Below are 19,931 nucleotides of genomic sequence, written 5' to 3'. Positions count from 1 at the left end.
GGCGCCGCCCCTTGGCTGCATCGCACCTGATATCGAATTGAAAGGACGACACGACTATGCGCAAACAATTGATGATCCCTGCCCTGCTGGCGATAAGCGTTGCTCTGGCGGCTTGCTCCACCCCGCCGAACGCGAACCTGGAAAATGCACGGACCAACTTCTCGGCCCTGCAAGCCAACCCGCAAGCCACCAAGATAGCGGCCCTGGAAACCAAGGACGCCAGCGAATGGCTGGACAAGGCGGACAAGGCTTACCGCGACAAGGAAGACCAGAAGAAAGTCGACCAGTTGGCGTACCTGACCAACCAGCGCGTTGAACTGGCCAAAGACACCATCGCGCTGCGCGAATCCGAAGCCAAGTTGAAAAACGCCGGTGACGAGCGCGCCCGCGCCCTGCTCGATGCCCGTGATGCGCAGATCAAGCAACTGCAAGACAGCCTGAACGCCAAGCAGACCGAGCGCGGCACCCTGGTGACCTTTGGTGACGTGCTGTTTGCCACCAACAAGTCCGACCTGAACCCCAACGGCATGGTCAATATCGCCAAGCTGGCGCAGTTCCTGCGCGATAATCCGGACCGTAAAGTGATCGTCGAAGGCTACACCGACAGCACCGGTTCCGATTCGTACAACCAGAGCCTGTCCGAGCGCCGTGCGGCCTCCGTACAGCGCGCACTGGCCCAGCAAGGCGTGGACATTTCACGCATCGTGACCCAGGGCTATGGCAAGGAATACCCGGTTGCCGATAACGGCAGCGTGTCGGGCCGCGCCATGAACCGCCGCGTAGAAGTGACCATTTCCAACGACAACCAGCCAGTCAAGCCACGTTCGTCCGTCGCTTACTGATTGATGGATGCTGGAAACAAGAGCCCCACCTGAACGGTGGGGTTTTTTTGCCTATCAACCGCCGATCTTACGACCGTTATCACTGTCCGGCATCATCGCTTGCATGCCTTGGCGACCGCCCATCATCTTGTTCAGTTGCTCCATATCCGGCTGTCCGCCGGAACCGCCAGCGCCCTGAGAACCGCCGGCACCAGCACCTGCCAACATGTCCAGAAGCTTCTTGATCAGCTCAGGTTCCATCTTCCCCTGCTGCTGACCAGCCTCTTGCGAGCCACCCTGATCAAGGCGGTTCTGCCCATTGACCATGCCCATCGCTCTATCGATTGCACTGATAGCCATTGCGCTCTCCCGGATTTTTTCGTAAGGATTGTTATCAGCAACGCTGACAAGCCAATCAGTGGCGTCTTACGCAAAACGGTTCCAGGAATTTCAAGCCGGACGGTACTGCCCGCAACTGGCTACTGCTGCAACTGCGGGGTTTCCTGGCCCACGCAACGCACGGCCTGCTTTTTGTTGTTCACCAGCACACCGCTGAGGCCTTTTTGCTCGGTATCGAACATCACCAGCACGCCATCGACGCATTGCGCCACTTGCGCCGCCGGGGTCAGGGAGATCTTGTAGTCCTCGCCAGGCACGGTCTTGAGCATGGTGAAGTCGCTGAGCAGCAACGCATCGTCCGGTTTGGCGAAATGCAGGTAGCCATAAAACCACAGGCAACCGACGGTGCCGATGATGGTGCCGATGCCGGTGAGGATCAGCGGGATCATGTTGCGTTCTTCGCTCATTGCGGGCTCTCTGATGAGTCAACTTTAGGAATAGGGTAATTCGGAATTTCGCCCAGGCGGCGCAGGCCGTTGAAATGCAGCGGGTCATCCAGATAACGCAGCATCACAGTTTGCCAGGTCTTGTCGGCAAAGGTCTGCACATGGCCGCCACGGGTCAGTTGCAACACCCTGGGTGCAGGCGCGGCCTGATACAAACGAATGCCATTGGACAGCGGCACGATGGGGTCATCCAGGCTGTGGAACAGCAGTTTCGGCACCCCGGTCAACTGGGGCATGGCATTGATCGCACTGTCGGCGTCGGGCACCAGCCAAGACAAGGGCACTTGAAACGGCCATGTTAACCAGGAGGTGCTCAGGGCGAATTGTCCTACGTCACGATAACTGGCGGGCACGCCGTCCAGCACCAGGGCCTTGAGTTGGGTCTGCCGCTCCGGGTGGGTCGCCAGGTAATGCACGGCCAGCGCGCCGCCCAGGCTTTGGCCGAGGACGATCAACGGCTGGCCCTGGGTTTCAGGCGCCTGGTCGAGCCAACTGAAAGCCGCGTCGACGTCCTGATAGATCGCCGGTAACGATGGCTTTCCTTGCGACAGCCCATAGCCGCGATAATCCAGCAACAGGACTTGATAGCCTTGCTCCGGCAACCACCAACTGCCGCCCAGGTGCCAGGCCAGGTTGCCACCGTTACCGTGCAGGTGCAGCACCGTGCCCTTGAGCGGCACCCCGGGTTTGGCCGGCAACCACCAGGCATGCAGCTTGACGCCGTCGGCAGTGGTGAGCGTGACGTCGCGATATTCCAGGTGCGCCTTTTGCGGCGTGAACGGCAAGCCGGGCTCCGGGTAGAACAGCAGGGAACTGCAACCGTTCAGTGTGAGTAGCAGGCAAAGAATGCCGAGGATTCTCATCCGTTGAAGCCTCGCTGATCGTCGAAATGTTCAGGCGCGTGCAGGTCCAACTGTGGAAGGGGGCTTGGCCCCGATGGCGGTGGGTCAGTCACAGTTGCATTTACTGACACCGTTATCGGGAGCAAGCCCCCTCCTACCTTGTTGAACCGGTTGGGTCAGTTCAGCCTTTACAGGATGTTGGAGTAATCCGCCTCGATCCGATCCAGGCTCAAATGGTTGAGGAAGTTGGAGAAGCACATCCACGCCGCCAGTGCGTTCATGTCCCGGAACTGCTCCGGAAGGTACTTGGGCGGCACCACCAGGCCTTCGTCGACCAACTGACGCAGGGTGCGCATGTCTTCCAGGGTGGTCTTGCCGCAGAACAGCAACGGCACTTGTTCCAGCTTGCCTTTGCGCACGGCCAGCTGGATGTAGTTGTAGACCATGATAAAGCCCTTGAGGTAGGACAAATCCTTGGTAAACGGCAGACCATTCGGCACCGAGCCGCGAAACACCCGGCTGGCGTTACCGTAGCTTTCGGCCATTTCAAAGCCTTGTTCACGGAAGAAGTCGAACACCTGCAGGAAGTCGGCGCCCTCTTCCACCATGTGGATCGCGCGGGTGCGGTTGGTCAGCTTGCGCAAGCGACTCGGGTAGGAGGCAAAGGTGATGATTTCCATCAGGATCGCCAGGCCTTCCTGGGTCACGGTGGACGATGGCGGGCCCTTGGACAGGAAGGTGCAGATCGGCTGGTTCTGGCCGTTGAGGGTGGTGCCCACATGCACCAGGCCTTCATGCACTTCGAGGGCGCGCACGTCGCGGTCGTTGAACATCGCATCGGCGCGGATCTTGATGTAGTCGGCACCCGCCGCCGCGTCGGCGACGATCCCGTCGGACTCGAACACGCGGATGGTTTCCTCGGCCTCGCCAAACACCTTGTTCAGGCGGGTTTGCAGCAGGCTGACCGCGTCCTTGGCGGTGAGGGTCTTGGCCTCGTCCTTCAGGTCGCCACGGCCGTCGATATTGTTCAAGTAGTCGGACAGCATCAGGCCGAGGTCCGCCAGGGTCGGATCGCCAGCGTGGAAGGCATCGGAGGCGGCGCCGTACAGCTCCTGGGAAATCAGGCCGAAATCCTCGGTACCACGTGCTTCGAGCATGCGCACCACCATGCGGTACTCCCGGCACATGCGGCGCATGATCTGGCCCACGGGACTGAACTGGCCGAGGCGGCGGGTGATGTCGCGCTCGATGTTCTGAAACTCCAGCTTTACCGCGCTCGAATCGAACGACAGTGGCCGGTTCAGGTAGTAATCGCGGTCCACCGCCGGCATTACCTTGCCCTTGCCCTTGAGGAAACCCTGGCGAATGTTCTCGTCCCATTTCACCGCATCGAGGACGCGGATCGGTGTTTGCGCCAGCACAATGCGATCGGACAAGCTGCGTATCGTCTGCTGGTAATCGTCCACCCGGTACTTCCTCTTTAAACGTTATTTGTCCGCACGCCGGTAGCGCACGGCTTCAACGAACACATCGGCATTGGCCGGGTCATCCAGGTAGGCAAACACCTGGTTCATGGGGCTGTCGACCAGTACGCCGGCACCTTCCACGGTGTCTACGGTGCTGCCGTGCAACGCCTGCTGCCCGATGGCCTGGTGGATTTGCTCAAGGTCGAGGTTATAGACCACCAATTCGTGCGTTTCGTCGAGCTCGAACCCCGCCAGGACGTAATGCCCGCCGAACTTGCCCGGCAACGGCGCCGACAGATACCAGCGATTGCCATGGCGCGAGACGCTGAACACGTACTCATCACGCTGGCCAGGCTTGGCCTGAGGGTAGCTCACGGCTTTGTAGCGGTGTTCGCCGACGCGGCTGATCCGCAGGTTGAGCGGCTCGCCCCAGGCATTCTTGCTCGTCCATTGGCCCAACAGCGCAGCAGGCGCCGCCTCACTGGCCGGCAGCGGCTCCTTGAAGGTCACCAGGCAACCGCTGAGTAAAAGGAACGACAAGGCGATGACCGCGACACGCCAGGCTTTCATTGGACACTCCCGGTGTCAGACCGAGGCCAACACCAAATGCATGTAACGCTTGAGGATCTCAAGCATTTCGTCAGCGCTCAGCGGCTCCGCGCCGTCCAGCAGGCCCTGATATTCCATCCGACCGATAATCGCCGTCAACACTTTGGCATCCTGTTGCGGCTCGCGCGAGCCCAATACCTGGAAAAACTGCCCGGTGCCCTGCAGCAGGATCTGCTGGTGGGAACGCACCAGCTCGGCCAGGCGCGGGTTGAGCAAGGCTTCCTGGCGAAAGGCCTGTTCGGCCATCAGGTACTCGCGACGATTGCTCAATTGGCGCTGCACGTAATCGGCGGTCAGCCGCGCAATGTCATCGGCCAGTTGCGAACGCGACCGCGGGCTGCCGTCGCCATACGCGACCATCTCGCGCAGCAAGCCTTCGTTACGCACCCACAGCTTGCCCATGAACGCGGCGCTGCGCTCGACGTATTGGGCGAAGGTATCGGTGAGCAGGTCATCGATGTCCTTGAAGTAATAGGTGGTCGCCGACAAGGGCACCCCAGCCTCCGCCGCCACTGCGCGGTGGCGCACGGCCCGCACGCCGTCACGCACCACGATGCGCATGGCGGCATCGAGAATGTCCTGCCTGCGTTGCTCGCTGCCCCGACGACTGGCCTTACGGCCCTGGTACTGGACGCTTTCAACCACGGCAGCGGCAATGCCAGCGGCGCCTTCTTGAGCAATTACGCGGTTCACGACACACATCCTTGAAAAGATCAAAACCTGGCGCTGTTTGCTTGACGCTTATTTACGCCGCATAAAAAAGCCGCCTTATAAAAGGCGGCTTCGGATTTCGCTTCGCTTACGCTTGTGGCCGCATATGCGGGAACAAGATCACATCGCGAATCGACGGCGAGTTGGTCAACAACATCACCAGGCGGTCGATGCCGATACCTTCACCTGCGGTCGGCGGCATGCCGTATTCCAGGGCGCGCACGAAGTCAGCGTCGTAGTGCATGGCTTCGTCGTCGCCGGCGTCTTTGTCGGCCACCTGGGCCATGAAGCGCTCGGCCTGGTCTTCCGCGTCGTTCAGCTCGGAGTAGGCGTTGGCGATTTCGCGGCCGCCGATGAACAGTTCGAAACGGTCGGTGACGTTCGGGTTGTCATCGTTGCGACGGGCCAGCGGCGACACTTCGAACGGGTACTGGGTAATGAAGTGCGGCTGTTCCAGCTTGTGCTCCACCAGCTCTTCGAAAATCATCACCTGCAGCTTGCCCAGGCCTTCGAAGCCCAGCACCTTGGCGCCGGCTTTCTTGGCGATGGCGCGAGCCTTGTCGATGTCGGTCAGGTCGTCGGCGGTCAGCTCAGGGTTGTACTTGAGGATCGAGTCGAAGACCGACAGACGCACGAACGGCTCGCCGAAGTGGAACACCTTGTCGCCATACGGCACGTCGGTAGTCCCCAGAACAAGCTGCGCGAGTTCGCGGAACAGTTCTTCGGTGAGGTCCATGTTGTCTTCGTAGTCGGCGTAGGCCTGGTAGAACTCCAACATGGTGAACTCTGGGTTGTGCCGGGTCGAGACGCCTTCGTTACGGAAGTTGCGGTTGATCTCGAACACTTTCTCAAAGCCGCCGACAACAAGGCGCTTGAGGTACAGCTCAGGCGCGATACGCAGGTACATGCCCATGTCCAGCGCGTTGTGGTGGGTTTCGAACGGCTTGGCTGCGGCACCACCGGGGATGGTCTGCAGCATCGGCGTTTCCACTTCCAGGAAGTCGCGCTTCATCAGGAAGGCGCGGGTGTGGGCAATCACTTGCGAACGCACGCGGAAGGTGTGGCGCACGTCTTCGTTGACGATCAGGTCAACGTAGCGCTGGCGATAGCGCTGCTCGGTGTCGGACAGGCCGTGGTGCTTGTCCGGCAGCGGGCGCAGGGATTTGGTCAGCAGGCGCACGCTGGTCATTTCAACGTACAGGTCGCCTTTGCCAGAACGGGCCAGGGTGCCTTCGGCGGCGATGATGTCGCCCAGGTCCCAGGTTTTCACGGCGGCCAGGGTTTCTTCCGACAGGGTCTTGCGGTTGACGTAGACCTGGATGCGCCCGGACATGTCCTGGATCACCATGAACGAGCCACGGTTGAGCATGATGCGACCCGCCACCTTGACCGGGATCGCAGCCTCTGCCAGCTCTTCCTTGGTCTTGTCCGCGTACTGTTTCTGCAAGTCTTCGCAGTAGGCATCGCGGCGGAAGTCGTTGGGGAAGGCATTGCCCTTGGCGCGCTCGGCAGCAAGCTTTTCCTTGCGCAGGGCGATCAGGGAGTTTTCTTCCTGTTGCAGGGCTTGCGGGTCGAGTTGTTGGTCGCTCATGTCTTTAAATTTTCCATCACAGGTTCGTTGCCCCCGCCACTGACGGGGGACTTGAGGTCGGGCTGGCGGTTTACAGCCCCGATTTGAGGCTGGCTTCCAGGTATTCGTCGATATCGCCGTCGAGCACCTTGTCGCAGTCGCTGCGCTCGATGTTAGTACGCAGATCCTTGATCCGCGACGCATCCAGAACATAAGAACGGATCTGGTGACCCCAGCCGATATCCGACTTGGTGTCTTCCAACGCCTGGGAAGCGGCGTTACGTTTCTGCATTTCCTGCTCGTACAACCTGGCCCGCAGCATTTTCATGGCGGTGTCCTTGTTCGCGTGCTGGGAACGCTCGTTCTGGCAACAGACCACGGTGTTGGTCGGCACGTGGGTAATACGTACAGCCGAGTCGGTGGTGTTGACGTGCTGACCACCGGCACCGGAGGAGCGATAGGTGTCGATCCGCAGGTCGGACGGGTTGATCTCGATTTCGACCTTGTCGTCGATCTCTGGCGAGACGAACACCGCACTGAACGAGGTGTGGCGACGGTTGCCGGAGTCGAACGGGCTCTTGCGCACCAGACGATGCACGCCGATCTCGGTACGCAGCCAGCCGAAGGCGTATTCACCCTTGATGTGCACGGTCGCGCCTTTGATGCCGGCGACTTCACCGGCCGACAGTTCCATGATGGTTGCGTCGAAACCGCGTTTGTCGGCCCAGCGCAGGTACATGCGCAGCAGGATGTTGGCCCAGTCCTGTGCTTCGGTGCCGCCGGAACCGGCCTGGATGTCCAGGTAGGCGTTGTTCGGGTCCATTTCGTGGCTGAACATGCGGCGGAATTCAAGTTTGGCGAGGTTTTCCTCGAGACGGGCCAGCTCGGCGACGACATCGCCTACTGCACCTTCGTCGTTTTCTTCGACAGCCATGTCCAGCAGGTCGCGGCAATCGGCCAGACCGGTGTTCAACTCGTCAAGGGTGTCGACGATCTGCGCCAGCGCCGCGCGCTCGCGGCCCAGTTCCTGGGCGTATTCAGGGTTGTTCCAGACACTCGGATCTTCAAGCTCGCGATTGACTTCGGTCAGACGCTCATGCTTTTGATCGTAGTCAAAGATACCCCCGAATAGTTTCGGAGCGCTCGGACAGGTCCTTGATGGTGTTAAGGATCGGGTTGATTTCCATGGCGGGCAGCACTCGTTGGCGAACTTTTGAAAGCCGACGAGTATAACGACAAACCGGCGCAAACGGCAGTCCGCTTGGCGAAAAGGCAGGTTCAAGAACAGTGAATATCCACTGTGAGAGGGGGCGTGCCCCCGATGGCAGTGTGTCACACCTACACCAGGTGACTGTCACACCGCCATCGGGGGGCAAGTCGAGTCGTCGCACCGCCCCTCCCACATTTGGATCTGCACGGGCCTCAAATTACTCGATACCCACTTGATTGCGCCCATTGTTCTTGGCCGTATACAACCCCTTGTCCGCCGCCATGATCAGTTGCCGGCAATCGGTGCCCTGCACCGGCGTCATGGTCGACAGGCCGATGCTGATGGTCAGGCTCGCCCCCTCAGCCGGGGCGATGTGCGGGATTTTCAGGGCTTCGACGGCCATGCGCAGTTTTTCGGCGACCAGGCGCGCGCCGCCCGGCGAGGTGTTTGGCAGTACCAAGGCGAATTCTTCGCCGCCGTAGCGCGCCGGCAGGTCCGAAGGGCGGCTGCTGGCTTCGCGGATGGCGGCCGCGACTTTGCGCAGGGCTTCATCGCCTTCGACGTGGCCGAAGCTATCGTTGTAGGTCTTGAAGAAGTCCACGTCGATCATCAGCAACGACAGTTGGGCCTGGTCACGCATGGCCCGGCGCCATTCCAGCTCCAGGTATTCGTCGAAGTGACGGCGGTTGGACAGCCCGGTGAGGCCGTCGGAGTTCATCAGGCGTTGCAACACCAGATTGGTGTCCAACAGTTGCTGCTGGCTGACGCGCAGCGCGCGATAGGCCGCATCACGCTGCAACAGGGTCATGTAGGAGCGTGAGTGATAGCGGATACGCGCCACCAGCTCGATGTTGTCCGGCAGCTTGACCAGATAGTCGTTGGCCCCCGCCGAGAACGCCGCGCTTTTGATCAGCGGGTCCTCCTTGGTGGAGAGCACGATGATCGGGATGTTCTGCGTGGCCGGGTGATTGCGGTATTCGCGCACCAGCGTCAGGCCGTCCAGGCCGGGCATCACCAGGTCCTGCAGGATCACTGTAGGTTTAATGCGGATCGCCTGCGCGATGGCCTGGTGCGGGTCGGCGCAAAAGTGGAAGTCGATGTTTTCTTCATGGGCCAGGCCGCGCCGCACGGCTTCGCCGATCATGGCCTGGTCGTCCACCAATAACACCATGGCGGCATTTTCGTCGGTCTTGATGCCGTCGATCTGTAAATCACTCATGTGCAGTCACCTGAATTACCACCTGCAAGCCAGCATCGCCGAGGGTATCGATCATTTTGAAAATACCTCCAGCAACCGGGGCGCAATTCTGTCCAGTGGGCGAATTTCAACAGCAGCATCAATCGCCGCCGCCGCTTTGGGCATGCCATACACCGCCGAACTCTGCTGGTCCTGGGCGATGGTCAGATATCCTTGTTCTCGCATTAATTTGAGCCCCTGGGCTCCGTCGCGGCCCATGCCGGTCAGCAGTACGCCGACGGCATCACCATTCCAGTGGCTGGCCACACTTTCGAAAAATACGTCGATGGACGGCCGGTAAATCTCGTTAACCGGCTCGGCGGTATAGGCTAGCGTGCCATTTTTCAACAGGCGGATGTGATGATTGGTACCGGCCAGCAGCACCACCCCGCTTTGTGGTGGCTCACCTTCGCGGGCCAGGCGCACCGGCAGGCCGGAAGCGCTGCTCAGCCACTCGGCCATGCCGGCGGCGAACACCTGGTCCACATGTTGGACCAGCACAATGGCGGCGGGAAAGTCCCGGGGCAAGCCCTTGAGCAGGATTTCCAGGGCCGCCGGACCGCCGGCCGAAGAACCGATCGCCACCAGGCTCTGGCGTTTGCCGGTGTTGCGCGGCGGCGCGGTTTCGGCGCGCACACGGCTGCCGCGCTGGCCGATCAGCCAGCCAATATTGAGGATCTTGCGCAACAACGGCGCGGCGGCGTCCTTGGGATTACCGACGCCCAGGGCCGGCGTATCCACCACATCCAGAGCGCCGTGCCCCATGGCTTCGAACACTCGGCTGACATTGGCCTGGCGGTCGACGGTGACGATCACAATCGCGCACGGGGTCTGGGCCATGATCTGCCGAGTGGCTTCCACGCCGTCCATCACCGGCATAATCAGGTCCATCAGGATCAGGTCCGGGGTCAATTCGGCGCAGCGCTGCACCGCTTCCAGGCCATTACTGGCCACCCACACCACCTGGTGCGCGGGTTCAAAGCTCACGGCGCGGCGTAACGCCTCCACCGCCATGGGCATGTCATTGACGATCGCAATCCTCATGCCCGCGCGTCTCCGATCAGTTCCACCACGGCGTCAAGCAGGGCGTCATCGTGAAAACTGGCTTTGGCTAAATAGTAGTCGGCGCCGGCGTCGAGTCCACGGCGTCGGTCTTCTTCGCGATCCTTGTAGGACACCACCATCACCGGCAACGATTGCAGGCGAGTATCACGGCGCAAGAGTGTGACCAATTCGATCCCGTCCATACGAGGCATATCAATGTCAGTGATGAGCAGGTCGAAGTCTTCGGAGCGCAAGGCGTTCCAGCCGTCCATGCCATCGACGGCGACGGCCACTTCATAACCCCGATTAAGCAGCAATTTACGTTGCAACTCACGCACGGTGAGCGAGTCATCCACCACCAGCACCCGTTTACGCGGGGCTTCGACGGCCTGCTGGCTGCGCCGGGTTATACGCTCCAGCCGACCGGTGTTGAGCAGTTTGTCCACCGAACGCAGCATGTCCTCGACGTCGACGATCAACACCACCGAGCCATCGTCCAGCAGCGCGCCGGCGGAAATATCCTGGACCTTGCCCAACCGATCATCCAGCGGCAGCACCACCAGCGTGCGCTCGCCGATAAAACGCTCCACGGCAATGCCATACACCGCATCGCGTTCGCGGATCACCACCACCTTCAACGTCTCTTCATTTCCTTGCCCCGGCGGGCGCTGCAACAACTGGCTGGCGGCGACCAGGCCGACATGCCTGCCTTCATGCCAGAAATGCTGGCGGCCTTCGAGCTGCACAATGTCGTCGGGCGCCAGGTCGCACATCCGCTCGATATGCGCCAGCGGGAAGGCATAGGCTTCTTCGCCGACTTCCACCACCAGGCTGCGCACCACCGACAGGGTCAACGGCACTTCCAAATGGAAGCGACTGCCCTGCCCCGGCGCTTGCTCCAGCACCACCGCGCCGCGCAGTTGGCGGACCATATGCTGCACCGCATCCAGGCCGACGCCGCGCCCGGACACTTCGGTGACCTTGTCGCGCAGGCTGAAGCCCGGCAGGAACAGGAACGTCAGCAACTCCTCCTCGCTGAGGTGCAAAGCGGTTTCCTGGGTCGACAGGTGCCGATCAACGATCGTGCCACGCAGGCGTTCGAGGTCGACGCCGTGACCGTCATCGCTCAGCTCCAGCACCAGCAAACCCGCCTGGTGGGAGGCTCTCAGGCGGATCAAGCCTTCGGCCGGTTTGCCCGCCAGCAGGCGCTGCTCGGGCGCTTCAATGCCGTGGTCGACGGCATTGCGCAATAAGTGGGTGAGCGGCGCTTCGAGTTTCTCCAGCACGTCGCGGTCGACCTGGGTCTTTTCGCCCTCGATCTCCAGGCGTACCTGCTTGCCCAGGCTGCGGCCGAGGTCGCGCACCATGCGCGCCTGGCCGGCGAGCACATCGGCAAACGGGCGCATGCGGCAGGCCAGCGCGGTGTCGTAAAGCACCTGGGCGCGCTGACCTGCCTGCCAGGCGAACTCATCGAGCTCGACGGTTTTTTCCGCCAGCAGGGCCTGGGCTTCGCTCAGCAGGCGGCGGGCATCGGCCAAGGCCTCCTGGGCCTCCAGGCTCAAGCCGGCGGTCTTGAGGTGGCCGTCGAGGTGGTCAAGCGCACGCACACCGTTGCCCTGGATACGTTTAAGGCGTTGCAGGCTGGCCAGGTAAGGCTTGAGCCGCTGGGTTTCCACCAGGGATTTGCTCGACAGGTCCAGCAGGCTGTTCAAGCGCTCGGCGGTCACACGCAGGACGCGCTCGCCACCTTCGGTCATGCGTTTGTTCTGGCGCGGCGGCTCGCTACCGAGGGGCGGCGCAGGCTCGGGTTCGGCGGGCAGCGCTTCGATCACCGGGGCGGGCGCAGGCGTAGGGGCAGGCGCGGACTGCGGCGCAACCTTGGCGGTTGGCTGCGACGGGTCGAGCAGGCGCTCCATCAATGCCACATACGCTTCAACATCCGCCGGCCCCACGGTATTGCCAGGCGTGGCGATGCGCATCAACAGGTCGGTGCCTTGCAGCAACGCGTCGATATGCTCCGGTTGCAGATACAGGCGACCTTCCTGGGCGCTGACCAGGCAATCTTCCATGACATGCGACACGCTAACCCCGGCGTCCACCCCGACAATCCGCGCCGCGCCTTTGAGCGAGTGCGCAGCGCGCATGCAGGCTTCGAGCTGGTCAGCCTGAGTCGGGTTACGCTCCAGGGCTAGCAGGCCCGCGCTCAGTACCTGGGTCTGGGCATCGGCTTCCAGGCTGAACAACTCCAGCAGCGAGGCATCGCGCATCTGGTCGGGGGTCATGTGAGGCTCCGGGTCACGGCAGACAGCAACTGAGCCTCGTCCAGCCAACGCAGGCTGCGGCCCTTCCACTGCAACACACCCTGGGTGAAGCGGCCGCTGGCCTGGGTGCCGGAGGCTGACGCCGCCGTCAACGTCCGCTCGTCGATGGCATGGATACCTTCGACTTCGTCCACCGGCACCACCACCGGGCCGTCCTGCGCGGCGATGATCAACATGCGCGGCATGATACGCCCGCCGGGGGGCCCGTGGCCGGTGGTGTCCAGGCCCAACAGCTCCACCAGCGACAGGCACGCCACCAGCGCACCGCGCACGTTCGCCACGCCAAGCAATGCGCGGGAACGTTGGTGTGGCAGGGAATGAATCGGTTGCAGCGGCGCCACTTCCACCAGGCAGCGGGTGGCGATCCCCAGCCATTCTTCGCCGAGGCGGAATATCAGTAGGGAACGGGTAAGGATGTCTTCGCCCGCTTCGGCAGCGGCGACCGGGCGCCGATCGTCGTGCTGCAACGCATAGCGATCCAGCAAGCGGGTGGCGGCGGCAGAGTACACCGAGCAGTTGCGGCAGTGGATATGGTCCGCCAGCAACGGGCAGGACTTATCACCGTGAATACCGATACGGTTCCAGCAATCGTCGATGGCCTGGGCGTCGGCTATCGTCAGGTCCAGGCCTGCAGTGTCGAGCGCGTTGGGGCTACTCATGGTTTTTGCTCACTGTCAGCTCGCTACGCGCGGCTCGCGCCTGCAAACGGCGCGCCCCCGCAGTGTCGCCCTGGGCTTCGAGCAGCCCGGCCAGTTGCATCAGGGCCTGCGGGTGCTGCGGTTCCAGGTACAAGGCTTTTCGGTAAAACCCCTGGGCGTCCAGGGCGCTGCCGGCCACATCGCTGAGCAGCCCCAACCAGTAAAACACCTGGGCGGCCGGCGGATGTTGGCTTAAATAGCGTTCGCAGGCGGCACGGGCTTCGGCGCTTTTGCCTTCGTTGGCCAGGATCGCGATCTGGCTGAGCAGGTCGCTAGCATCCGACGGCGGCGCGCTGATCGGCACCACCTGCGCGCTGAGCGTACTGAACGGGCGCGGCTTGGGCGGGATCGGTGCGACGCTGTGCCGAGGCGGGGGCACGGGCATCGGCACAAAGACCGGCTCAGGCTTGACCGGCTCGGTGTGTCGGCTGAATGCAAACGACTGCGGCACGCCGATCGAGCGCATGCCATGCCGCCCCAACAGGCTGCCTTCGGCCGGGCCGATAAATAGCACGCCGTCCACGTGAGTCAGGTTCTTGAGCACGTCGAACACTTGTTTTTGTGTCGGCTGGTCGAAATAGATCAGCAGGTTGCGGCAAAACACAAAATCGTAGCTCGGCTCATTGGCGAGCAACCCTGGGTCGAGCAGGTTGCCGACTTGCAGGCGCACCTGTTCGCGCACCCGGTCGTCGATGCGATAGCCATCGACCTGCTCGGTGAAGTGGCGGTCGCGAAACTCAAGGTCGCCGCCGCGAAACGAGTTGCGGCCATACACGCCACGCAGGGCACGCTCCACCGACAACGGGCTGACGTCCATGCCCTGCACCTTGAACTGGTGCGGCGCCAGGCCAGCATCGAGCAAGGCCATGGCGATCGAATAGGGTTCTTCGCCGGTGGAACAGGGCAGGCTGAGAATGCGCAGCGCGCGCAACTGGTTGATCTCGGCCAGACGCGCCTTGGCCAGGCGGGCCAGGGTCGCGAAGGATTCGGGGTAACGAAAAAACCAGGTCTCGGGCACGATCACCGCTTCGATCAGCGCTTGCTGTTCGTCGTGGGAGCGCTGCAGATGGTGCCAGTACTCATCCGCCGTCTGGGCCTCTACGGCGTGACTGCGCTGGCGCACGGCGCGTTCGATGATGGCTTCGCCCACCGAGGCCACATCCAGGCCGATGCGTTCTTTCAAGAAGGCAAAGAAGCGCGGGTCGTTGCTCATAGGCTCGGCTCGGCAGAAAACAGCAAGGCGCGCACTTCGTTGGTGAGCAGATCCGCGACGCCGATCCATTGCATCAAACCCAAGGCATCTTCGCGCACCGGCCCCAGGTAGGGCGTCTGGGGATTGTCCAGACCGTATGGCTTGAATTGCGCCGGGTCGCAACGCAGGGTTTCGGTGGCCTGCTCCAGAATCAGCCCCAGCCAACGCGCCTCGAGCCAGGGCTCAGGTTTGTAGTTGACCAACACCAGCCGCGTACTGGTCCGCGCCTGGGCCGGCTTGCCGAAGGTCAAGGCACTGAGGTCGATAACCGGCACCATCGCGCCGCGATGGGCAAAGATGCCCGCCACCCACAGCGGTGCATGGGCGAGGGGTTTGAGCGGCAGGCGCGGCAGTACCTCGGCCACTTCCGTGGCCTTGAGGGCATAACGTTGGTCGCCGATGTGGAACACCAGGAACAACGCCTTTTTCGCTGCCGGGACGGCGCCGTGTTTAGCCGCGAGGTCGCTCATCAGACTTTGAAGCGCGACACGCCGCCGCGCAGACCGACCGCAACCTGGCTCAGTTCATCAATGGCAAAGCTGGCCTGGCGCAAGGACTCGACCGTCTGACTGCTGGCATCGCCCAATTGCACCAGCGCGTGGTTGATCTGCTCGGCACCGGTGGCCTGGGCCTGCATGCCTTCGTTGACCATCAACACCCGCGGCGCCAGGGCCTGGACCTGATGGATGATCTGCGACAGTTGCTCGCCCACTTGCTGCACTTCGAACATGCCCCGGCGCACTTCTTCGGAGAACTTGTCCATGCCCATCACCCCGGCAGACACCGCCGACTGGATCTCGCGCACCATCTGCTCGATGTCGTAGGTGGCGACGGCGGTCTGGTCGGCCAGGCGGCGCACTTCGGTGGCCACCACGGCAAAGCCGCGGCCGTACTCACCGGCTTTCTCGGCCTCGATGGCGGCGTTGAGGGACAACAGGTTGGTCTGGTCGGCGACCTTGACGATGGTGACCACCACCTGGTTGATGTTGCCGGCCTTCTCGTTAAGGATCGCCAGCTTGGCGTTGACCAATTCGGCAGCGCCCATCACCGAGTGCATGGTTTCTTCCATGCGTGCCAAGCCTTGCTGGCCGGAACCGGCGGCGACCGAGGCCTGGTCAGCGGCGGTGGAGACTTCGGTCATGGTACGGACCAAATCTTTGGAAGTGGCAGCGATCTCCCGCGAAGTGGCGCCGATCTCGGTGGTAGTTGCGGCGGTTTCCGTGGCCGTGGCCTGTTGTTGCTTAGAAGTGGCGGCAATCTCGGTGACCGAGGTCGTGACCTGCACAGACGAACGCTGGGCCTGGGACACCAGGGCCGTCAGTTCGGTCATCATGTCGTTGAAGCCGGTTTCGACAGCGCCGAATTCGTCCTTGCGCGCAAGGTTCAAGCGCTTGCTCAGGTCACCGGTACGCATGGTGTCGAGGATCTCGACGATGCGCTTCATCGGCGCGATGATTGTGCGCATCAACAGCAGGCCGCACAGGCCGGCGGCGAAGATGGCGATGATCAGCGACACCGCCATGCTGATCTTGGCCGACAGCACCGACTCGTCGATGGCCGCCGTGGCGAGGTCAGACACTCCCTTGTTTTCGGTGATGATGTCATTGAGCTTCATGCGCCCTTCGATCCAGATCGGCGTCAATTGCTCTTCGAGCAAGACGTTCGCACCCGGCAGGTCATTGGCTTCGATGCGCGCCAGCACCTCGACGAGGGCCTTGTTGTAGTTGATATGCGCCGCCTTGAAGTTATCGAACTCCATGCGATCAGCCTGGCTGTTGACGGTTTTTTCGTAGTTGGCCATCTGCTGTTCAATACGCGCTTCGAAGGACTTGAAGTCGGTCTTATCGGCACTGGTAAGGGTTTTATCTGCGCGCAGACCAATGATATCGATGGTCAGCAAATAGCTGTCGACCCATGCGCTGCGGATCATCGAACTGAGGTAAACCCCCGGCACCGCATCGTCACGGACCGATTCCTGGCTGGCTTCGATCTTCAGCAACCGTGAGTAGGACACCACAACCATCAGCAGCATGATCGCGATAATGACCGCAAAGCTCGCCATAATCCGCTGGCGCAAGGTCCAATTCTTCACAGTGTTTCCTCGAGGGGCCATTCAAATGAGGGGGAGTATAGCTGAGCAGAAGCCCTCATTTATCAATGGGTTTCGATGTGGCGTACATAGAATGCAAAAACAGCCTCTAGGGATTAAAGAACCACCCTACATCAGACCAAGAAGCATCTGACTTCTCGCCTTTTCTCACCTCATCTAGCGTGCTCCTTCCTAAAGATTACAAAAGGATACATCTAGGATGGAGCGTTACCACATCACCGTAGGTGCTAAAACCACCGCCAACGGCACAGTGCGCACCGGCTGTACGAATTGCAGCATTAACGGAATGGACCAGGCACGCGAAGGCGATGAGGTTTATTGCCCGACCTGCGAGACCATTGGGGTGATCGTCTGCGACGGCCCCCGCCTGGTAGACACAACAAATGGAGTTAACTTCGCGCTGGAAGGCGACCTCTGTTACTGCAAGTGCACCCCCCGTCCGCGACTGATTGCCAATCAGACGCTCAGCTCGCAGATTATCGAAGACACGCCTCAACCCCAAGCCAGAGCCGCCACGCAAGCCACCACCCAATACACTGAATCCAGTACGCCCTCCTCTACCCACTTCACACCTACGCCCCGTCAGTTCACGCCAAGTCTCAACGAAGCACGGGGACCAACCTGCGAGAACATCTGGCGTGAGTATCAGAACCGAGCCGAAGCCATCGTGGCACCGGGTGGCGCGATGATTACCGATCCCAAAGCGCGTAACCGTGCCATCAATGCTGCCTACGCCCAGCTATGGCGCCTGGATCAGCGTTTCCAGTGGGCCGGTCTTGCGGCGTTTGCGTCCAAGCAAGTGGGCTGTGGCCTGCTGCACGCGGCGCAATCCATCGAGAGGATTCAGGCGGAATATGAAGCTGCGGAGCAATTGCGAAGAAGTGCCCGGAAAGGGGTTTGGGGGTTGTTCAGCGCCGAGGAACGTGAACGGCAGGCAAAGCTGCGGGAGTATGAGCGGCGCCTGCGGGACCATGAACAAGCCAGCCGCAATAACCCAATGCCTGATGTTGATTGGCGGCGCGAGGGTGAACTGTTATCGAGCGTGCAGCAGCTTTATCAACATGTGTACGAGATGATGGCGATGGGAAATACCACGCTGTTTTTGGATGTGTTTCCGTTGCATGCGTTTTATAAGGAGCAGGGGTTGGGGTTGCTTGAGACCTGCCTGTCCGCGCGCCAGAACATTTTTGAGGATGGGCTACAGCGGGTGTTGTGGCCGGTGGGGCAGGATAAGTTGAGGTTTGGGGGGGATTACCCGGAAATATTGCATGCATTCAAGGCTATTGACGATGGAGACATTGCTAAAAGTGTTGAGCATCTGGCTGACCACGAACAACGAAACATTCTTCAACCGACCATGTACGGTGATCGAAAACTAGTGGCTCTGCTACGTAGCAACCATCTTTCATACGTCACGGGTATACCGTCCGGGATCGCTCAAGCCATTGAACTGACACTGGCAAACCAATGCAGCACCGCTGATGACGGTCGGACCATTGATTTCAGCAACAACCCCTTCGCCAATCTAGCCGATATCGACCAGCGTATGGCATTCGTGCTCAAGGCTGCAGCGCGGTTTCACACACTACTAAATAGCACTGAGCGGTATCGAATCGAACTCGAGCTAGAAGACATCGCTGAAAGCCGGGGGGGCCGATGAATCGAATCGCGAAGCTAGGTTGGCGACGTGGCGGAACGGGACTGGTCGTTGCAGCATCACTCATATGGGTAGCGATACGCCTGAGCGCGGAAGATCCGGAAATAGCACTGATGCTTGGCGAGCCCTGGGAAGACATGCGTCAGCGCTCCAGCGCAAGCATTGGGCCGGCGATTCCCGGACACCACTGGTTCAGAATGCCGAAATCCGATGCTCGACTTCGCTACACAGATCCAAAATACGGATTCGTAACCCCTTTGGCCCGCTTCTTCACGATAGGCTTCGATGATGAGCGAGTTGGCAGTATTCGTATGTCACCTCAAATCGAGCCACTATTGCTCGACGACACCCTCAAAGTCGTACTGGATTTGCAGGAGCAATGGCGCAAGGCGGGTTGGGCGCCCATCCGTGTCGCGTCCAACCCCCCATTCGCCGACACCCCGGAATGGCGTGCCCGGCTACGCAATGTGAACCGAGGCGGCACAGCCTATTGGCGAGCAAGTGACCAGTATCAAGTGATGCTGGTGGTTGGACGATTCAAGGACGATAGACGCCCCACAGAGGAGCGTTACCTCATGACGCTGCAACTGGCCACGCCATGGGGTCCTCCTTAACCGCACCCGATAGACCCATCACTACCTGATCGCGCCCATCCGTGGGAACGATCCCTAAAGCGTCGCCTGGCGTACCTGTTTCTCCAGCTCAACCTTCAAACCGGGCTCCAACTTAAGCTGCCGCGCCAGCTCATCCAGATACGCCTTCTCCATAAAGTTCTCCTCATCCACCAGCATCACACTGGCGATGTACATCTCGGCGGCCATTTCCGGGGTGCTTGCCGCCCGCGCCACGTCGGCCGGGTCGAGGGGTTTGTTCAGCTCGCCATGCAGCCAGCTTTGCAATTGGCGGTCGTTATCCAGCTTGGTGAATTCACCTTCGATCAGCGCGCGCTCGCGCTCATCCACATGCCCGTCGGCCTTGGCCGCCGCCACCAATGCCTTGAGGATGCCTTGGCTGTGTTGCTCGACCTGGGCCGGCGGCAGGCGGTCGATGGTTTGCGGCTCGCCTTGGGGCGCGCCGGCCTGTTGCGCCTGCCAGTTACCGTAGGCTTTGTAGGCGATCACGCCCAATGCCGCCAACCCGCCATAGGTCAGGGCCTTGCCGCCAAACTTGCGCGCTTTTTTATTGCCCAGCAGCAGGCCCATGGCCCCGGCCGCCAGGGCTCCACCACCGGCGCCGCCGAGCAAGCTGCCGAGCCCGCCACTGCCGAGCAACCCGCCGAGGGCACCTTGGTCGTCGGATTTGCGCTGGCCACCGGCCTTGTTCTGCAACATGTCCTGACCAGACTTGAGCAGTTGATCGAGTAATCCACGGGTATTCATGCGTAGCCTCCAGACACCAGGGTTCGTAGGACCAATAGGCTCCCAGCGTAAAACTAAGCGCCAAAAAACCCCGATCTAGAGTGCTTCCAGATGTAACGCGGCTATCCTTCGGTTAAATCGATATACACTCGAGTCAGTCGATAAAAACACCCCACTGGT

General features: G+C 61.1%; 19 protein-coding genes. 3 read left to right on the top strand and 16 right to left on the bottom strand.

Annotated elements, in window-relative coordinates; genetic code table 11:
• Window positions 1-56: 56 nt before the first annotated feature.
• Window positions 57-842, top strand: coding sequence for an OmpA family protein (locus tag ACP7CJ_RS01675; protein WP_426099579.1), 786 nt, complete (start codon window positions 57-59; stop codon window positions 840-842).
• A gap of 54 nt (window positions 843-896) precedes the next feature.
• On the opposite strand, the gene ACP7CJ_RS01670 is transcribed toward ACP7CJ_RS01675, so the two are convergent.
• The 15 genes from ACP7CJ_RS01670 to ACP7CJ_RS01600 form a co-directional block, all read right to left on the bottom strand.
• Window positions 897-1,181, bottom strand: coding sequence for a hypothetical protein (locus ACP7CJ_RS01670; protein WP_247402790.1), 285 nt, complete (start codon window positions 1,179-1,181; stop codon window positions 897-899).
• Between the two features lie 119 nt (window positions 1,182-1,300).
• A complete protein-coding gene (locus ACP7CJ_RS01665; protein WP_247402792.1) occupies window positions 1,301-1,627 on the bottom strand; it encodes a hypothetical protein in 327 nt (108 codons plus the stop codon).
• Complete coding sequence (locus ACP7CJ_RS01660) at window positions 1,624-2,529, bottom strand: alpha/beta hydrolase (RefSeq protein WP_426099580.1); 906 nt, start codon at window positions 2,527-2,529, stop codon at window positions 1,624-1,626. The genes ACP7CJ_RS01665 and ACP7CJ_RS01660 overlap by 4 nt, the downstream gene beginning before the upstream one ends.
• Before the next feature lie 167 nt (window positions 2,530-2,696).
• The gene (locus tag ACP7CJ_RS01655; protein ID WP_276196818.1) at window positions 2,697-3,974 is read right to left on the bottom strand and encodes a flavohemoglobin expression-modulating QEGLA motif protein; all 1,278 of its coding nucleotides are present in this window, start codon (window positions 3,972-3,974) and stop codon (window positions 2,697-2,699) included.
• Window positions 3,975-3,995: 21 nt separating this feature from the next.
• A complete protein-coding gene (locus ACP7CJ_RS01650) occupies window positions 3,996-4,544 on the bottom strand; it encodes a hypothetical protein (protein WP_276196817.1) in 549 nt (182 codons plus the stop codon).
• A gap of 15 nt (window positions 4,545-4,559) precedes the next feature.
• Window positions 4,560-5,276: a TetR/AcrR family transcriptional regulator gene (locus ACP7CJ_RS01645; RefSeq protein ID WP_276196816.1), complete on the bottom strand. Its 717-nt coding sequence runs from the start codon at window positions 5,274-5,276 to the stop codon at window positions 4,560-4,562.
• A gap of 106 nt (window positions 5,277-5,382) precedes the next feature.
• Window positions 5,383-6,885, bottom strand: a complete 1,503-nt coding sequence (gene lysS, locus ACP7CJ_RS01640; RefSeq protein ID WP_247402801.1) for a lysine--tRNA ligase — start codon at window positions 6,883-6,885, stop codon at window positions 5,383-5,385.
• A 70-nt stretch (window positions 6,886-6,955) separates the two neighbouring features.
• Window positions 6,956-8,051, bottom strand: a protein-coding gene (gene prfB, locus ACP7CJ_RS01635) for a peptide chain release factor 2 (RefSeq protein ID WP_247402803.1) whose coding sequence is annotated in 2 segments (ribosomal slippage) — window positions 6,956-7,978 and window positions 7,980-8,051 — 1,095 coding nt in all. Because the reading frame shifts where the segments join, the coding sequence is not laid out codon by codon here.
• Window positions 8,052-8,291: 240 nt separating this feature from the next.
• Window positions 8,292-9,293 carry a response regulator gene (locus ACP7CJ_RS01630; RefSeq protein ID WP_247402806.1) on the bottom strand — a complete coding sequence of 334 codons (1,002 nt, stop codon included), beginning with the start codon at window positions 9,291-9,293 and terminating at the stop codon, window positions 8,292-8,294.
• A 51-nt stretch (window positions 9,294-9,344) separates the two neighbouring features.
• The gene (locus ACP7CJ_RS01625; protein ID WP_426099581.1) at window positions 9,345-10,355 is read right to left on the bottom strand and encodes a chemotaxis response regulator protein-glutamate methylesterase; all 1,011 of its coding nucleotides are present in this window, start codon (window positions 10,353-10,355) and stop codon (window positions 9,345-9,347) included.
• Window positions 10,352-12,637, bottom strand: coding sequence for a hybrid sensor histidine kinase/response regulator (locus tag ACP7CJ_RS01620; protein WP_276196814.1), 2,286 nt, complete (start codon window positions 12,635-12,637; stop codon window positions 10,352-10,354). The genes ACP7CJ_RS01625 and ACP7CJ_RS01620 overlap by 4 nt, the downstream gene beginning before the upstream one ends.
• Window positions 12,634-13,335 carry a chemotaxis protein CheW gene (locus ACP7CJ_RS01615; RefSeq protein ID WP_276196813.1) on the bottom strand — a complete coding sequence of 234 codons (702 nt, stop codon included), beginning with the start codon at window positions 13,333-13,335 and terminating at the stop codon, window positions 12,634-12,636. Before ACP7CJ_RS01615 ends, ACP7CJ_RS01620 begins: the two co-directional genes overlap by 4 nt.
• Window positions 13,328-14,587 carry a CheR family methyltransferase gene (locus ACP7CJ_RS01610; protein ID WP_426099582.1) on the bottom strand — a complete coding sequence of 420 codons (1,260 nt, stop codon included), beginning with the start codon at window positions 14,585-14,587 and terminating at the stop codon, window positions 13,328-13,330. Before ACP7CJ_RS01610 ends, ACP7CJ_RS01615 begins: the two co-directional genes overlap by 8 nt.
• On the bottom strand, window positions 14,584-15,096 hold the full coding sequence (locus ACP7CJ_RS01605) for a chemotaxis protein CheW (protein WP_276196811.1): 513 nt from the start codon (window positions 15,094-15,096) through the stop codon (window positions 14,584-14,586). The genes ACP7CJ_RS01610 and ACP7CJ_RS01605 overlap by 4 nt, the downstream gene beginning before the upstream one ends.
• Window positions 15,096-16,718 carry a methyl-accepting chemotaxis protein gene (locus tag ACP7CJ_RS01600; protein WP_276196810.1) on the bottom strand — a complete coding sequence of 541 codons (1,623 nt, stop codon included), beginning with the start codon at window positions 16,716-16,718 and terminating at the stop codon, window positions 15,096-15,098. Before ACP7CJ_RS01600 ends, ACP7CJ_RS01605 begins: the two co-directional genes overlap by 1 nt.
• A gap of 217 nt (window positions 16,719-16,935) precedes the next feature.
• Between ACP7CJ_RS01600 and ACP7CJ_RS01595 the strand changes: the two genes are divergently transcribed.
• Window positions 16,936-18,396 carry a PAAR domain-containing protein gene (locus ACP7CJ_RS01595; RefSeq protein WP_426099583.1) on the top strand — a complete coding sequence of 487 codons (1,461 nt, stop codon included), beginning with the start codon at window positions 16,936-16,938 and terminating at the stop codon, window positions 18,394-18,396.
• Window positions 18,393-19,007: a hypothetical protein gene (locus ACP7CJ_RS01590; protein ID WP_276196809.1), complete on the top strand. Its 615-nt coding sequence runs from the start codon at window positions 18,393-18,395 to the stop codon at window positions 19,005-19,007. The genes ACP7CJ_RS01595 and ACP7CJ_RS01590 overlap by 4 nt, the downstream gene beginning before the upstream one ends.
• A 54-nt stretch (window positions 19,008-19,061) precedes the next feature.
• Here ACP7CJ_RS01590 and ACP7CJ_RS01585 read toward each other — a convergent pair whose 3' ends face one another.
• Window positions 19,062-19,772 (bottom strand): tellurite resistance TerB family protein, encoded by a 711-nt coding sequence (locus ACP7CJ_RS01585; protein WP_276196808.1) that lies wholly within the window; start codon window positions 19,770-19,772, stop codon window positions 19,062-19,064.
• Window positions 19,773-19,931: the final 159 nt, after the last annotated feature.

Origin of the sequence: Pseudomonas sp. PSPC3-2 (assembly GCF_049897085.1) — a bacterium.
In the GTDB taxonomy this organism is placed as follows: Bacteria; Pseudomonadota; Gammaproteobacteria; order Pseudomonadales; family Pseudomonadaceae; genus Aquipseudomonas; species Aquipseudomonas paraveronii.
Note: the sequence above shows the minus strand (reverse complement) of the source record. Positions and strands in the feature narration are given on the sequence as shown.

What these genes read in the sequence shown, in the direction of transcription:
- ACP7CJ_RS01675 (WP_426099579.1), top strand. Translation starts at nt 57, where the DNA reads ATGCGCAAACAATTGATGATCCCTGCCCTGCTGGCGATAAGCGTTGCT.
- ACP7CJ_RS01670 (WP_247402790.1), bottom strand. Translation starts at nt 1,181, where the DNA reads ATGGCTATCAGTGCAATCGATAGAGCGATGGGCATGGTCAATGGGCAG.
- ACP7CJ_RS01665 (WP_247402792.1), bottom strand. Translation starts at nt 1,627, where the DNA reads ATGAGCGAAGAACGCAACATGATCCCGCTGATCCTCACCGGCATCGGC.
- ACP7CJ_RS01660 (WP_426099580.1), bottom strand. Translation starts at nt 2,529, where the DNA reads ATGAGAATCCTCGGCATTCTTTGCCTGCTACTCACACTGAACGGTTGC.
- ACP7CJ_RS01650 (WP_276196817.1), bottom strand. Translation starts at nt 4,544, where the DNA reads ATGAAAGCCTGGCGTGTCGCGGTCATCGCCTTGTCGTTCCTTTTACTC.
- lysS (WP_247402801.1), bottom strand. Translation starts at nt 6,885, where the DNA reads ATGAGCGACCAACAACTCGACCCGCAAGCCCTGCAACAGGAAGAAAAC.
- ACP7CJ_RS01630 (WP_247402806.1), bottom strand. Translation starts at nt 9,293, where the DNA reads ATGAGTGATTTACAGATCGACGGCATCAAGACCGACGAAAATGCCGCC.
- ACP7CJ_RS01625 (WP_426099581.1), bottom strand. Translation starts at nt 10,355, where the DNA reads ATGAGGATTGCGATCGTCAATGACATGCCCATGGCGGTGGAGGCGTTA.
- ACP7CJ_RS01620 (WP_276196814.1), bottom strand. Translation starts at nt 12,637, where the DNA reads ATGACCCCCGACCAGATGCGCGATGCCTCGCTGCTGGAGTTGTTCAGC.
- ACP7CJ_RS01615 (WP_276196813.1), bottom strand. Translation starts at nt 13,335, where the DNA reads ATGAGTAGCCCCAACGCGCTCGACACTGCAGGCCTGGACCTGACGATA.
- ACP7CJ_RS01610 (WP_426099582.1), bottom strand. Translation starts at nt 14,587, where the DNA reads ATGAGCAACGACCCGCGCTTCTTTGCCTTCTTGAAAGAACGCATCGGC.
- ACP7CJ_RS01605 (WP_276196811.1), bottom strand. Translation starts at nt 15,096, where the DNA reads ATGAGCGACCTCGCGGCTAAACACGGCGCCGTCCCGGCAGCGAAAAAG.
- ACP7CJ_RS01595 (WP_426099583.1), top strand. Translation starts at nt 16,936, where the DNA reads ATGGAGCGTTACCACATCACCGTAGGTGCTAAAACCACCGCCAACGGC.
- ACP7CJ_RS01590 (WP_276196809.1), top strand. Translation starts at nt 18,393, where the DNA reads ATGAATCGAATCGCGAAGCTAGGTTGGCGACGTGGCGGAACGGGACTG.
- ACP7CJ_RS01585 (WP_276196808.1), bottom strand. Translation starts at nt 19,772, where the DNA reads ATGAATACCCGTGGATTACTCGATCAACTGCTCAAGTCTGGTCAGGAC.